9 protein-coding genes and 1 pseudogene are annotated in these 13,818 nt (G+C 70.2%); 4 read left to right on the top strand and 6 right to left on the bottom strand.

The features are described 5' to 3' along the window. Nucleotides 1-157: pseudogene (locus QH470_RS38345) on the top strand (MFS transporter); the annotation flags it as partial. Between the two features lie 96 nt (nt 158-253). On the opposite strand, the gene QH470_RS29750 reads toward QH470_RS38345, so the two are convergent. Next, nucleotides 254-658 (bottom strand): PPOX class F420-dependent oxidoreductase, encoded by a 405-nt coding sequence (locus QH470_RS29750; RefSeq protein ID WP_280275685.1) that lies wholly within the window; start codon nt 656-658, stop codon nt 254-256. Between the two features lie 86 nt (nt 659-744). Here QH470_RS29750 and QH470_RS29745 point away from each other — a divergent pair, with 86 nt between their 5' ends. The 3 genes from QH470_RS29745 to QH470_RS29735 all read left to right on the top strand — a co-directional run bounded on the left by QH470_RS29745 (nt 745) and on the right by QH470_RS29735 (nt 3,634). Continuing rightward, the gene (locus QH470_RS29745; protein WP_280275684.1) at nt 745-1,782 is read left to right on the top strand and encodes a sigma-70 family RNA polymerase sigma factor; all 1,038 of its coding nucleotides are present in this window, start codon (nt 745-747) and stop codon (nt 1,780-1,782) included. Between the two features lie 145 nt (nt 1,783-1,927). After that, the gene (locus tag QH470_RS29740; RefSeq protein WP_280275683.1) at nt 1,928-2,647 is read left to right on the top strand and encodes a class I SAM-dependent methyltransferase; all 720 of its coding nucleotides are present in this window, start codon (nt 1,928-1,930) and stop codon (nt 2,645-2,647) included. 63 nt (nt 2,648-2,710) lie between these two features. Beyond that, nucleotides 2,711-3,634: an AraC family transcriptional regulator gene (locus QH470_RS29735; protein ID WP_280275682.1), complete on the top strand. Its 924-nt coding sequence runs from the start codon at nt 2,711-2,713 to the stop codon at nt 3,632-3,634. A gap of 18 nt (nt 3,635-3,652) precedes the next feature. Here the strand turns inward: QH470_RS29735 and QH470_RS29730 are convergent, their stop codons facing one another. The 5 genes from QH470_RS29730 to QH470_RS29710 form a co-directional block, all read right to left on the bottom strand. After that, nucleotides 3,653-4,915, bottom strand: a complete 1,263-nt coding sequence (locus tag QH470_RS29730; protein WP_280275681.1) for a cytochrome P450 — start codon at nt 4,913-4,915, stop codon at nt 3,653-3,655. After that, nucleotides 4,912-6,069: a Gfo/Idh/MocA family oxidoreductase gene (locus QH470_RS29725; RefSeq protein WP_280275680.1), complete on the bottom strand. Its 1,158-nt coding sequence runs from the start codon at nt 6,067-6,069 to the stop codon at nt 4,912-4,914. Before QH470_RS29725 ends, QH470_RS29730 begins: the two co-directional genes overlap by 4 nt. Further along, nucleotides 6,066-7,184 carry a saccharopine dehydrogenase NADP-binding domain-containing protein gene (locus tag QH470_RS29720; protein ID WP_280275679.1) on the bottom strand — a complete coding sequence of 373 codons (1,119 nt, stop codon included), beginning with the start codon at nt 7,182-7,184 and terminating at the stop codon, nt 6,066-6,068. Before QH470_RS29720 ends, QH470_RS29725 begins: the two co-directional genes overlap by 4 nt. Nucleotides 7,185-7,478: 294 nt before the next feature. After that, entirely contained in the window at nt 7,479-12,968 is a 5,490-nt protein-coding gene (locus QH470_RS29715; RefSeq protein ID WP_280275678.1) for a non-ribosomal peptide synthetase, read from the bottom strand. Then, the coding region (locus tag QH470_RS29710; RefSeq protein ID WP_280275677.1) for a non-ribosomal peptide synthetase at nt 12,965-13,818 on the bottom strand (854 nt) is incomplete at its 5' end. The genes QH470_RS29710 and QH470_RS29715, both read right to left, overlap by 4 nt.

Raw genomic sequence — 13,818 nt, 5'->3', positions numbered from 1 at the left:
GTGGCAGGTGGCGCTGAGCTGCTTCGTGGTCGGTGCCGGGCTGGGACTGGTCGCCACCCCGACGCTGATCGCCGCGCAGACCGGCGCCGAGTGGAGCGAGCGCGGGGTGGTGACGGGCGCCAATATGTTCGCCCGCTGGGGGGGGGGGTCGCCGGGGCCCCCCCCCCCGGCGCCGGGGGGGGTGGGGCCGGCCACCGGTCACCTCGACCGCCGCCCGCGGTGCGCCCGGCGCGAGTCGAAAGAGCAGGCGGGTCTAGTCGTTCGCGGGTGGCCAGACATAGAAGCGCTCGGGGGTGATCCGCACGATGAGACGCTCGGCATCCGGTTCGGGGGGCGGAGTGGCGCCGTTCATGTAGTGGCTGTATATCTCGTGCAGCAGCACCTTGTCGGGGTCGGCGGTGATATCGACACGGCCGCGGACCTCGACGTAGCGGCCGTTGTCCCGGCCGTACAGCAACAGGCTGACGCGCGGGTCACGCCGCATGTTGCGGGTCTTCAACCGGCCCTCGATGGTACTGAACACGATGGCGTCGCCCTCGTACTTCACGAAGATCACCGACGATTGCGGTCGGCCGTCGGCGTTGGCGGTCGCGAGAATCGCCGCGTGCGGGCCGTCGATGAGCGTGCGGGCCGCCTGGTCCGGCGTAGTGGTGGTCATGAGGCTGGTCCTTCCGGTATGGGGTTGCGGGGATATGGACCAGGACCGGGCGGGAAAGGAATCGGGTGACGCGGAAAAATTTCCGTATGCCGCCGCGCTACAGTCCGATGTCCCGGAAAGGAAGGTCGTCGTGCAGACGGAGGACCGAACGCCGAACGCCGAACGCCGAGTTCGCCGACCTCACGCAGCCGTACCGGCACGAGCTGCTGGCGTACTGCTATCGCATGCTCGGCTCGCACGAGGACGCCGAGGACCTGGTGCAGGAGACGTACCTGCGGGCGTGGCGCGGTTACGACGGATTCCAGGCACGATCCTCGGTCCGCACGTGGCTCTACCGCATCGCCACCAACGCGTGCCTGACGGCCCTGGCGCACCGCGGCCGCCGGGTGCTGCCCTCGGGCCTGGATGCCGCGAGCGCGAACCCTTATGCCACACCGCGTTCGGGCGACAACCGCGTCGAGTGGCTGGGACCGCTGCCGGACACCCTGGTGACCTCCGCGGCCGACGACCCGGCAACGGTGGCCGCCACCCGCGACAGTCTCCGGCTCGCGCTGATCGCCACGCTGCAGCACCTCTCGGGACGCCAGCGCGCCGTCCTGATCCTGCGGGACGTGCTGGACTTCCCGGCCGCCGAGGTCGCCGACCTGCTCGGCACCAGTACCGCCGCGGTCAAGAGCACTCTGCAGCGCGCCCGGTCCCGCCTCGGCGGTCTCGCCCACGCCGCGGCACATCGGAGCGAGCCGACCGACCCGCGCGGCCGCGCCCTGCTCGACGAATACATCACGGCCTTCGAAACCGCCGACGCCACCCTGCTCGAGCGCATCCTGCACCGCGACGCGGTGATCGAGATGCCGCCGTCGCGAACCTGGTTCTCCGGCAAACGCACCTGCGTCGCCTACCTCGCTACCCAGGTGCTCGACGCCTCCGGCGCCTGGCGCATGCTCCCCACCGCCGTCAACGGCCAGCCCGCCGCCGCGGCCTACCACCGCGACGACACCGGCGCCTACGCCGCCTTCGGAATCGCCGTCCTTACAACGGGTTCCGGCGCGATCGCCCACATCACCGTCTTCGGCGACCCGGAACTCGTCCGCCACTGCGGGTTTGCGGCACACCACGCCCCGTAACCCGCACAGCGTCGCCCCGCGGAAGTTCCGAAATTTCGGTGGGTAGCGATGACTCTCACGGTGACACCTCCGCATCCAGCGAATCTTAATGATAATCTTTTTCATTAAGATGTTCCGCTGGACCGCAACACCACAGGAGATGTGCATGGACGACTTCTACTCACCGGTCGCCGAGTTCTACGACCTGGTCCCCCGCGCCCACGCCGAAGGTGAAGCCGCCCTGCGAAAGATCTTGGCCGAGGTCGACCCGGGCGCGGGCCCGGTGGTCGACATCGGGGCGGGCACCGGGCGGACCTGCCGCATCGTCGCCGAGGCGCTTCCGTCGGCGAAGATCCTGGCCTGCGAGCCCGCCCCGGCGATGCGGGCGGTCCTGACCCACGATGTGCTCGCCGACGAGGACCTGCGGCGCCGGGTCACCATCGTGCCGGAATCGGCGGAATCGGTGGTGCTGCCCGAAACCATCTCGGCGCTGGTGCTTTTCGGCGTCCTCGGCCACATCGGGCCGGAAGACCGCCGGGCACTGTGGGATCGAGTCCTGCCCCGGCTGGCGCCCGGCGCCCCGGTGCTGGTGGAACTGCTGCCGGTCACCCGTCCCATGGCGATGCCCAGGATGGAATTGGCGCGCGAGCAGATCGGCGACCTGACCTACGAGGGCTCCATCGAGGCCGAGCCGATCGGCGGCGACCTCATCCGCATCACTTCGACCTGGCAGATCAGCGGCGACGCGGCGCCCGCCAGGGTGGTCCGGAACGTCAGCGAGTGGCACACCTTCGGCATCGACGACCTGGCCGCGGAGACCGGCCTGCCCGGCGAGCAACTCACCGCACAGGCCGGTGTGCTGCGCGCCCCCACTCGCCGAGCCTGAAATCCGTTCCGGCGCGACGGATTTCCACCGCCCCGGCCCGGCGAAGTGCGCCGGGATCACCAATTGCCGTTGGTCGGCAGCGCGTTCGAGGACTCGGCGGCGGGTGGCCGCGGCCTGACGCGGATCCACGCACAGGCAACTGCTCCGCGACAGGTCGACCAGTTGCATCGGGCTGTGCACCAGATCTCCGACGAAGATCGCGCGGTCGGCGCCGGACGTCAGGTGCCCGATAAGGGTGATCCGGTGGCATTGGGAACCGGTGATGCGGTCTTGCTGCCGCACGGAACCGGGCATGTGCTCGCCGACGCGCCGACGGTGACGCGGGCCGTCCCGTTCGAGCAGTGGAGCGCGGGAGTAGCGGCCGAAAAGGCTTCGAGCACAGTTAGTTTCGAGGCCTTGTGCGGCAAGTATCGACTCGACCGCCGCGGGCAGCATCCCCTCGTGGCGGAGCTGCCGACGATCATCCACCTACCGGCCCGGCTCGGCGACCACCCGGAACTCCGCGCCGCCATCGACCTCCTCGCGATGGAAGCCGACCAGCGTCGCGCCGGTTCCTGCATCGCCGTGCCGAGCCTGCTGGATCTGTTGCTGGTCTACATGATCCGCGCGTGGATGACCGAGAGCGGGACGGGTGTCTGGTCGGCCGCGCTCACCGATCCCGTCACCGCCTCCGCATTGCGCGCGCTGCACACCGATCCGGCCGCGCACTGGAGCAACGAGCGGCTCGCGGCCGAGGTCGGTGTCTCCCGCGCCACCCTGACCCGCCGGTTCGCCACACTGGTGGGCCGGCCGCCGATGGGATATTTGAGCTGGTGGCGCCTGACGCGGGCCGCCGCGTTGCTGCGCGAGATCACCGATCCCCTGTCCGCCATCGCCGAACAGGCCGGATACGCCACCGCCTATGCCTTCTCCCACGCGTTCAAGAAGCAATTCGACATGTCGCCGGGTCGCTACCGCCACCATCACGATTCAGGTGCCGACCGGTGAGCGATGATCCCTTGCAGCTCAGCACTTTTCCGTGATACGCACGGTGATGCCGTCCCTCGGGTGCATTCCGATCAGGCCCGCCGGGCGCGCGTCCGTTGTGAGTAGTTCGCCGTCGACGCGCCCGACGAGCGCGGCGAAGGCGGCCTTGACGGCCATTACGGCGAAGTTCGCACCGACGCAACGATGCGTGCCGACCCCGAACGGCAGAAATTCGTACGGTGCCGGACGGCGATAGTGCTCGGCGCCCGGATCCCATCGCCGGGGATCGAACCGTTCGGGGTCGGGCCACACCGAGGGCAGGCGGTGGGTGTGAAAAGGGCTGAACAGCAACAGGTCTCCGGGACAGAACCGCTGCCCGGCCAGCGTGAACTCGGTGGCGACCTTGCGTGAGATGACGGCCGTGGCCGGATAGAGCCGCATGGTCTCGGACACGACGCGGTCCAGCGCGGCCGGATTCGACACCACCGCAGGGATATCCGCCCACAACGCGCGCTCGCGCATCGTGCAGTAGAGCATCCAGGACAGTTGCGCCGCAGTCGTTTCGGCGCCCGCCTCGAGCAGGCTGACCAGCTGGTCGGTGATCTCGTCGACCGTGAGCCGGTCACCGTCTACCCCGCGCAGCAGCACGCCGAGGACGTCGCTACCGGGCTCGGACCGATCCCGCCGCTCGATCTCGGCGACGACCCAGCGGTGAACCGAGGAGCGGGCGAGGAGCGCCCGGCGCCAGACGGGTGACCCGGAGCCGCGTTCGATGGCGCCGCCGAGCACATCGGTGTCGATGGCGCGGTGGATGTCGTGCAACCAGTCGTCCAGACCCTCGGAGCGGTCCATGGCGGCCGCGCCGAACAGGCTCTCCAGGGTCGCCAGCCGCAGCGCCCGGCGCAGCGGGACGTAGACGTCGATGACCTCGCCCCGGGCCCATCCCGCCATGGCCGTCTCGATGTGGCGGGTGACCGTCTCGAGATGATCGGCGACCCGGCGGACGGTGAAAGCCGGTGTGACCAACCGGCGTAGCCGACGATGCCGGTCGCCGTCGTTGACCAGCAGGGCGGCGGGCCCGGTCAGCGGAGCCAGCGCCGCGAAAGCCTGTTCCCAGCTGAACAGGTGATTGTTCGCGAGAATGAACTCGCACGCCTCGGCGCCGAGGGTGAGCCAGAAGCGCATCGGGCCCGTGCCGAGTTGCGAGATCGCGCCGTTCTCCAGGTACAGACGCTGCATCGTCGTGTACGGATCCGCCGAAAAGGCCTGCAGGTCGGTCGATTCGCGGGGTGGGAGGGTCACAGGAGGTCTCCGGTCCGTAAGGGCCGGGCGGCGAGCAACTCCGGCAGCGGCACCGGTGCGGGCGACGGGGGCCGGATCAGTTCGGGCTGGCCGAGGACGGTCGTGAGTCGTTGCCAGAGGGCGGTGACGGTCACCGCCCACTGCGCCGCGCCGACGGATCGGCTCGGGTCGGCGATATCGGCCCGCAACTGTGCCAGCGCGACACGCACACTGTGCGGCCAGAGTTCGTCGAAGACGGCCCGGAACGTCGGTGCCGCAGCCGAATCCAGCGTCTCGGTGCTGGGCACCGCCAGGCGTTCGGTACCGGGTCCGGCCATACGCAATCGCCCGGTCTCGTCGCGGTCGGTGTGCAGGCGCGGACTCCACAGCACCGGGCCGTGGGTGTCGGCGAGGGTCAGCACCCCGCTGTCGAAGGCGATCGCCAGCCGGTGCAGCAGCAGCGCGTGATTGTCCGGGTCGGCCGGATGAATCTGGTTCTGCACTCGCAACGACACCGGGACGCCCCCGATCACCGCGGTCAGAGGGGTGTAGGGCATCGGCGGATCCGCCAGTGCGGCCAGTTCCGGCGGCAGGGCGGCCGGGTCACCGATCGCCCAGGGCCGCAATCGGCCGACGGCCCGGCCGATGATGTCGAGCAGCGAATAGACCACCTGGCTACCGGCCGTAGCGTCCACGTGCAACGGCCGCTGCCGCTCCCGGAGGATCCCAGCCGCGTGCAGGAACAGCTGGACCGGGCGCAGGTGCGGGTAGAACGAGTTGAGCCGGTAGCAGACGTCGTGTTCGCGAGCGGTGCGCAGGCAGTCGGTGAGTTCGTCGGGGTGCAGCAGGTGCTCTTGCAGCACATGGATTCCCCGGCGCAGCAGGCTCTGGGCCAGCTTCGCGCCGTCGCCGCCCGCCGCGCCCGCGCGCACGGCGACGCAGGCGATATCGATATCGCCGGGCACCTGCTCGACGCCGATAAAGTGCGGTACCCCATAGGCTTTCGCGTACTCCGCCGAAGCGGCGCTACCGCGCGAGACGACGCCCGCCAGCTCCACCTCCGGATCCTGGTGCACCGCTTGCAGATACACGCGCCCGAACGACGTACCGCACACGATGACTTTCGGTTTCGCGGGCGGTGAAGCGGGACGTCGCGGGTGTGGCGAGTCGTTCACAGGCTCCCTGTCTCCATCGGTTCGTCGTGGGCATGAGCATGGATCTGCCGGATGGGTAGCGCGCCGAGGGCGGCTACTCCGTCGAGCAGACCGCGGGGGTCGAGGACGTCGTCGGCGTAGTGCAGGCCGGGAGCCACGGTCCCGGACAGCACGGCGTCGACCGTGTACGCGGCGGTGGCGGCGGTCAACTCGAAACTGCTCGGGGCGCGCAGCACGGCGGTGTCGGTGCGATCCGGGCGGGAGACGGTGAACGCCATCAGGTAGAACGGGTCCAGCCCGGCCAGATCGAGTTCGGCCGCCGCACGGATCTCCTCGACGATCGGAGTCAGCGCCGCGGCGTCGCGGGGGACCCTGCCACGCAGCCGGGTGAGCGTCAGGCGCAGCGCGCTGCCCACGAAGACGTTGTGCCAGTGCAGTTCTCGGAGGCCAGCCGAGCGGGCCAGCCGCTCGGCGTCGGCGGTCAGGAACGGCATCGTGGTCACCCGGCCGGGGAACCCGGCGATTTCGACGTCCTCGCGGACCGACAGGGCGTTGCGCCGCCGGCCGCCACCCGACCACGCGGCCAGGGTCTCGCCGTACCAGTGCCCATCGGCGGCGTCGGAGCTGTCGAGGGACAGGGCGAGATCCCCCGCCGACGCCGCCGCGAACGGCTCGATACCGCCCGCGTAGACGACCAGCCGAGCCCCGGTGAGATCCGCGGCCAGCACCCTGGGGACGACATTGGCGAGGCCGGGCAGCATACCGGCGGACAGCACGGCGGTCCGCCCGCCGGTCGACAACGGCGACCCCGCGAGCAGCCGATAAGTGGGGCCGTCCCCCGAGACATCGACGTAGTCGCTGCCCGCCGACAGTGCCGCCCGCGCAACCCGATCCAGCAACAGATACGACGGCCCCGCGCAGTTGAGCACCAGCCTCGTTCCCGCGCAGAACTCCGCCAGCGACTCCGGGTCGTCGGCGTCCACCCGCCGCACCTCGGTCCCGGGCGGCAGCGCGGCGCGCTCGGCCCGCGCCACATCCCGCGCACCGACCCGCAGCCCGCCGATACCGAGCCGGGCAAGCATCCGCACCGCCGCCCGCCCGACCACCCCCGTCGCCCCGAGCACCGCCACAGTCACGACTCCTCCTCCCCCACAACCGTTTCCGCCGCCGATGCGGCGCTCATCGCTTTCCCGCTCCGCTCGGTCACGACTCCGCCTCACAAACACTCGGCTCGGCCGTGAACGGCGATGCGGCACCCACGGCCTCCTCGCCGGGCTCGGTCACGACTCCGCCACCAACGTTCAGCTCCACCGCGACCGACGGCCCTGCACCCGTCGCTGCCGCGCGCCGCTCGAACACGACTCCCTCCACCGACACTCGACGCTGACGCGACCAGGGCCGCTGCGTACTTCCTTCGTTGCACGGCGCGATCACGGGGTGGAGCCGGAGGGTTGGAGGGGTGCGGTGATTCGGGTGGCGAGAGCGGCGGCATGGGGAGCGGCCATGGTGGTGAGGTGGTCGCCGGGGATGTCCTCGAGGACGAGTGTGCCGAGAGCGATCTGGGACCAGAAGCCGTCCACCTCCGCGCGAGTGCCCAGCAGTGTCGCCGAATCACTGTTGCGCAGCACGCGGATCGGACCGAAATAGGGTTCCGCGCGGTGGGCGCCCATGGCTCGTAGATTGTGGGCGAAAATCTCGAAGTGCCCGCGGAATTCGTCCAGGGCGAGCCCGGCCGCGTGGTACGGGCCGGTCCCGCCGGTGGCGGCGGCGTGCAGGGCGGCGAGCCGGTCGGCTCGCGACACGGCGGCCAGTTCCCGGAGTTTCGCCGCCAGCGGGGCCGAGTCGCCGTTCAGCTCCGTCAGTGCGCCGGCGGGCACCCGTGCGGGGGTGCGGGCGAGGATCGTGCGCAGCGCGGTGTCGAATGCCGCTGTGTCGGAAGGGAATCCCGCCGCGGCCGGGTCGACGCCGATGGATTGGGCGAAGATGTACTCGATCAGCAGCTCGTCGTGCACCGCGGGCGGCTGATAGGAGCCGATCACGGTGAGTTCGTCCACCGTCGCGCCGGCCTCGGTGAGGGTGCGCGCGATCTCGGCGGCGAGCAGGCCACCGACCGAGTACCCGATGATCCGGAAGCGGCGGTCGTGCTCGAGCAGCTCCGTCGCGTAATCCGCTGCCTGCCTGGCGATCACGGTGTCCGCCGGAAGATTCAGGTACTGCTCCGGGTCGGCTACCTCGAGGCCGAGCAGCGGCCCGGGGTGCGCCGAGCGCAGGTACGGGAGCAGCGCGTTGTAGGGCGCCAGCGTCCCGGTGCCACCGTGCACGAGCACCCAGGCGCCACTGCTGTGCCCGGACGCGCCGCCCAGCGACCGCACCGCCGTCTGCCGGGCCGCCGGTGTCGCGGCGGTGTCGGCGCGGTGGCGGCGGGCGGCGAGCGCGGCGACGGTGGGGTTGCGCAGCATATCGCGCAGCAGTTCCTGCCACTCGATATCGGCGACCTCGGGCACCCGTTCCCGCAGTCGCCCGACCATCTGCGACAGCAGTAGCGAATCACCGCCCAGGGCATAGAAATTCTGGTCGCGGCCGACCCGCGGAACGCCGAGCATTTCCTGCCACAATTGCGCGATCCGCTGTTCGATCTCGTCGGCGGGCGGCACGAAGGACGAGTCCGCGGCGGCGGCCGGGACCGCGGCGGCGCGCGCGGCCAAGGCCTTGCGGTCCAGTTTGCCGTTCGCCGAGCGCGGCAGCGCGTCGAGCAGACTCATTTCGCCGGGCACCATATGGTCGGGCAGCAGTGCCGACACATGCTCGGTGAGCTGCTGTTCGGTCACCGAGCGTCGTTCGCCCTTGAACCGGGCGATGAAGACGCCCTGGCCGGAGGCCGCCAGCGGCTCGTTCTCGGCGGGCAGGACGCGCACGTGATCGGCGCCCGCGTCGCCGAGTTGCCGCAACCATTGGTCACGGGTGAAGAACGCCTGCCCGGTGCCCGCGCGCACATCGGTGAAAGCGGTGAGTTCGCTGAAGAATTCGAACTCCATCGATACCAGCAGCGCGTAATTGTGCTGCCGGGTGGGTTCGAGGAAGACCAGCCAGCCACCCGGCGCGAGCAAGTCGCGCAGCCGCGCCAGCACCTCGTCGGCATTGCGGGAATTGTGCAGCACATTCGCGCACAGGATGAGATCGACCGAGTTGGGCCGCAAGCCCTGTGCGAGCGCGTCGGTGTTGATGTCGAAGCGCCCGTAGCGCACCCAGGGAAAGTCCGCGAATTTCTTGCGAGCCTCGCCGAGGAAGTATTCCGACACGTCGGTGAAGTGGTAGTCCGGCTCGAACTCGGCCAGCGCCGGGATCAGGTCGGTGCTCGTGCCCGCGATGCCCGCGCCGACCTCGAGCATCCGCAACCGCTGCGGCGACCGCCGGGCCACCTCCCGCACGGTGTCGATCACGATGCGATGCGCGCTGCGCGCCACCAGATTCGTCCGGTAAACGGCATGCGCCGCACCGGGTTTCCCAGCGGGGAACAACAACTCCCGCACGTCGAGAGCGCCGCGCAACAGGTCGTCCAGGCGGCTGCTGCAGGCCCGGATATAGGACAGGGTCTCGCTGCCGTAACCGACGATCTCCTCCAACTCGTCGATCCGCCGCCAGGCCGCCTCGACCGCGCGCGGACCGGCCGCGATCAGGTCGCTGTAGCGGCCGGTTTCCGGATCGTGCACCACCGCTCCCCCGTCCGCCAAGGCGGCCAGCCAGCGTTTCAGCAGTCCGTGCTGGCGTTCGGAAACACCGGTGGCAGTGGCGATCTCGGTGATGTCGTGCGCGCGTTCGCGATCGTCGAACAGGCCACCGGCGCGGAGCTGGGCGGCGATGGACAGCATGGCCATCTCGTCGACCGCTCGCATCAGCGCGACGAACGCTTCGCCGTCGATTTCCTGGTGCGCCGCGGCGGCGGCGTGCTCGGCGGTGGCGAGCACATCGCTCGCGGCCGCCTCGCCGAGACCGTGGTCACCGGAGCCGTCGGCCGCGATCTCGGCGAAGCCGAGCAGCCGCGCGCCGGGTCCCTGCCCGTTGACCACCACCGCGGCGTCGGCCACCGCGGGATGGCGGCGCAGCGCCGATTCGACCTCGCCCAATTCGACGCGGTGGCCGCGAATCTTGACCTGAGTGTCTTCGCGGCCGAGGAATTCGAGCCGTCCGTCCGGGTGGAACCGGCCGAGGTCGCCCGTGCGGTACAGGCGGTCGCCGGTGCGCGGATGGCGGAGGAAGCGCTGGGCCGTCAGCTCGTCGTCGCCCAGATATCCCTCGGCCAGGCCGATTCCGCCGATGTAGATCTCGCCGGTGACGTGTTCGGGACAGTCCTGCAGCGCGTCGTCCAGCACGTGCATGGTCTGGTTGCGCAACGGGGTGCCGTAGGGGATGCTGCGCCACTGCGGATCGATATTCCCCACCGGGTGGTGGATCGACCAGATGGCGGCCTCGGTGGCCCCGCCCAGGCCCACCACCTGCAAATCCGGATGGTTCGCGCGCATCCGGTCGGGCAGGTCCAGCGGAATCCAGTCGCCGGACAGCAGGACCAGGCGCAGCGAGTCGGCGCCGGACGTGGCACCGAGGACATCGAGCAGCATCTGCAGTTGCCCGGGCACACTGTTCCAGAGGGTGACCGCATGCCGTCGCACCAGCTCCAGCCAATGCGACGGATCCGTCGCGCGGTCCTGCTCGGGGAGCACCACGGCGCCGCCGGCCGCGAGCACACCGAAGATGTCCCACACCGAGAGGTCGAAGGCCAGGCTCGCCAGCCCGAGTACTCGATCGCCGGATGCGACGCCGAAGCGCTCGTTGATGTCGTCGAGGGTGTTTGCCGCCGCACGGTGGGTGGTGACGACGCCCTTCGGTTCGCCGGTGGAACCTGAGGTGTAGATGACGTACGCCGGATCGTCCGGATCACCGGTGAGTTCGGGCACGGTGTCGATGCCCGGCAGCAGGTCGACGGCGACCGGTCGCACGGTCGCGGGGATCTCACCCGCGTCGCGCAGCCAGGACTGCGTGAGCACGACCGCGACGCCGGCGCGGTCGATGATCCGCTCCCTGCGCGCCGTCGGCTGACTCACCTCGATCGGGACATAGGCCGCGCCGGCCAGCAGGGCCGCGAGCACGGCCACGACTTGTTCGGGTCCCTTCTCCATCAGGACGGCGACCCGGTCGCCGCGCCGCACACCGGCCGCACGGAGGGCGGCGGCGGAAGCCGCTGCGCGGCGGCGCAATTCGGCGAAGCTCATCGCGTCGTCGCGGTGGAATACCGCGGGTGCGTCCGGGTCCGTGTCGGCCCGATCGAGAACCCGCTCGTGCAGCAGGCGCGGCCGCACCGCGGCGGCGGTGTCGTTGTAGGCGTCGCGGCGGCCGCGCTGAGCGGACGGCAGCGGGACCGGGTACTGCTCGGTCCAGGCCTCGGGGTCGGTGGCCAGCCGGGTGACGAGATCGGTGAACGCGGCGAAGGCCTCGGCCGCCGTGTCCCCGGCCAGCACGTCGCGGCGCACGTCCCAGGCGATCATCAGGCCGTCGTCGTACGGCGTCACCTGGCAGTCGAGCCATACCTGCGGCGTGCGGGTGAGGCCGCGCAGGATCCGGCCGCGGCGGGCGCGCGCGCCGGCGTCGTCGGCGCCGAGGGTGCTGGTGAACACCACGGGCATGAGTACCGGGTTGCCCGCGCGGCGGGTCAGTTCGCTGAGCACCTCGACGCCGTCGAACAATCGATGATCGAGATCGGTGAACAGCCGGGCGGCGATGCCGCGGGCCCGGCCGACGAAGGTGTCCTGCTCGTCGAGGTCGACGCCGAGCAGGTTGACGGAGGTGAAATCGCCCAGCACCGCACCGATTTCGGGGTGGGCGGGCAGGCGGTTGAACACCGGCAGATTCAGCGTGAACTGCCGCTTCCGGCTCCAGCGCCCGATGACCTCGGCGTAGGCGGCGAGTACCGCGCCGGACGGGGTGAGGTCGTGCGGTGTCGCATTGCGGGCCAGGCCGACCAGGACGGATTCGGGCAGCCATTGATGTAACCGGTCGAAACCGGGCTCGGCGCCCGCGCCGTCGTCGGTGGCCCGCGTGGGCAATTCCGGTGCGGCGGGCAGGGTTTCGATCCGCTGCTGCCAATAGGCGCGGTCCCGCTGGTATCGAGATCCGTTGCGCAGCTGCTGCACACCGAGGATGTAATCGCGGAAGCCGATCTCCGGGGCGGGCCGCAGTGCCGCTTCGTCCCCGGCCGCGTGGACGAGTTCATCGAGTTCGGCCAGCAGCAGTTGCACGCTCGCGGCGTCGACCACCAGCAGTTCCACCAGCAGGTGGAGAATGCACGCGGTGTCTGTGCGGGTGAGGCGCAGGGCGAACAGGGGCCAGGTGTCCGGGGCGGTGGCCGGGCCCAGCATCTCGTCTCGTTGCCGGTCACGCAGGGTATCGACGGTGGCCTGGTCCGCGCCGCGGGCGTCCGTCACCGGGATCCGGTATTGCGGCACGGTGGCGGCGACCTGCTGGTAGCCGTCGCCGTGCACGGTCGCCCGGAGCATGTCGTGGCGGCGCACGAGGGCGTTCCACGCCTGTTCCACATTCTCCGGATCTACACCGGCATAGGCGATTTCGAGGTAGCTCGCGCACGCCACGCCCCCGAACGGGTAGGTGGGGTCGCGTCCGATCAGGTACGCCGACTGCACCGGTGTGAGCGGGAACGGTTCGTGCGCGGCGGCGGTGTCGGCGGACACGTCGATCACCGACTGGTCCTGGGCGAGGTATTCCAGGACGGCGGGCTTGTGCGCCACCAACTGGTCCCGGTGTTCGGTGGTCAGCACGCCCTGAGGGGCGCGGAACCGCAGCTGCGCGCCGTCGACCCAGAGATGAACTCCGCGCTGTCGTAGGTCGGTTACCAGGTCGGGGACGTTCACAGAACACCTTCTTCGAGGTCGATACCGGTTTGTGGTTGGTTGTGGGTGAGCCCGGCGACGGTCGGGGCGGCGAAGAATTCGCGGAGGCTCACGGTGAGGCCGAGTTCCCGGCCGAGGCGGCTCACGAGTCGGGTGGCCGACAGCGAATCGCCGCCCGCGCCGAATAAACTAGTGTGCCGGTCGGCCGGCGGGGCCCCGACGAGGTCCACCCATACCTCGGCTATCCGAGTTTCCAGGCCCGGGCGTATCGGCTCTGCCTGCTCGGAAACGGCTGTGGCGAAGGCCGTTTCGGCTCGCCGTATCAGCGCGGCGTGATCGATCTTCCCGTTGCCGGTCAGCGGCGGGTCGAGCAGCGGGATCAACTCGGGTAGCCAGGCGGCGGGCAGGCGGTCGGCGAGGAAGCGCGGGAGGTCCTCGGGCACAGCGGATTCCACGAACGCGACGAGCCGTCCCCCCGCACGCTCACCCACCGCGAGCGCGATCGCCCGACGGACTTCAGGGTGTGCGCTGATCGCCTGCTCGATCTCGCCGAGTTCCACCCGGTGCCCGCGAATCTTCACCTGGCGGTCGGCGCGGCCGAGGAATTCGAGAATGCCGTCCGGGCGATATCTGCCCAGATCCCCGGTGCGGTACCAGCGGATACCGGCGTCCTCGGAGAAGGCGGCCGCGGTGAGGCCGGGCTCGCCTCGATAGCCGCGGGCCACTCCCTCGCCACCGATCAACAACTCCCCCGGCACCCAATCGGGCCGATCTCCGCCGGACTCGTCCACCACCCGAAAACACTGATTACGCAACGGACGACCGTAAGGAATCGACGTCCACTCCGGATCCACAGCCTCGACCTCGAAGA

It is taken from the genome of Nocardia wallacei, from assembly GCF_029868745.1.
In the GTDB taxonomy this organism is placed as follows: Bacteria; Actinomycetota; Actinomycetes; order Mycobacteriales; family Mycobacteriaceae; genus Nocardia; species Nocardia wallacei_B.
Note: the sequence above shows the minus strand (reverse complement) of the source record. Positions and strands in the feature narration are given on the sequence as shown.

Coding starts and splice junctions, on each gene's coding strand:
- QH470_RS29745 (WP_280275684.1), top strand. CDS start 745: ATGCCGCCGCGCTACAGTCCGATGTCCCGGAAAGGAAGGTCGTCGTGC.
- QH470_RS29750 (WP_280275685.1), bottom strand. CDS start 658: ATGACCACCACTACGCCGGACCAGGCGGCCCGCACGCTCATCGACGGC.
- QH470_RS29740 (WP_280275683.1), top strand. CDS start 1,928: ATGGACGACTTCTACTCACCGGTCGCCGAGTTCTACGACCTGGTCCCC.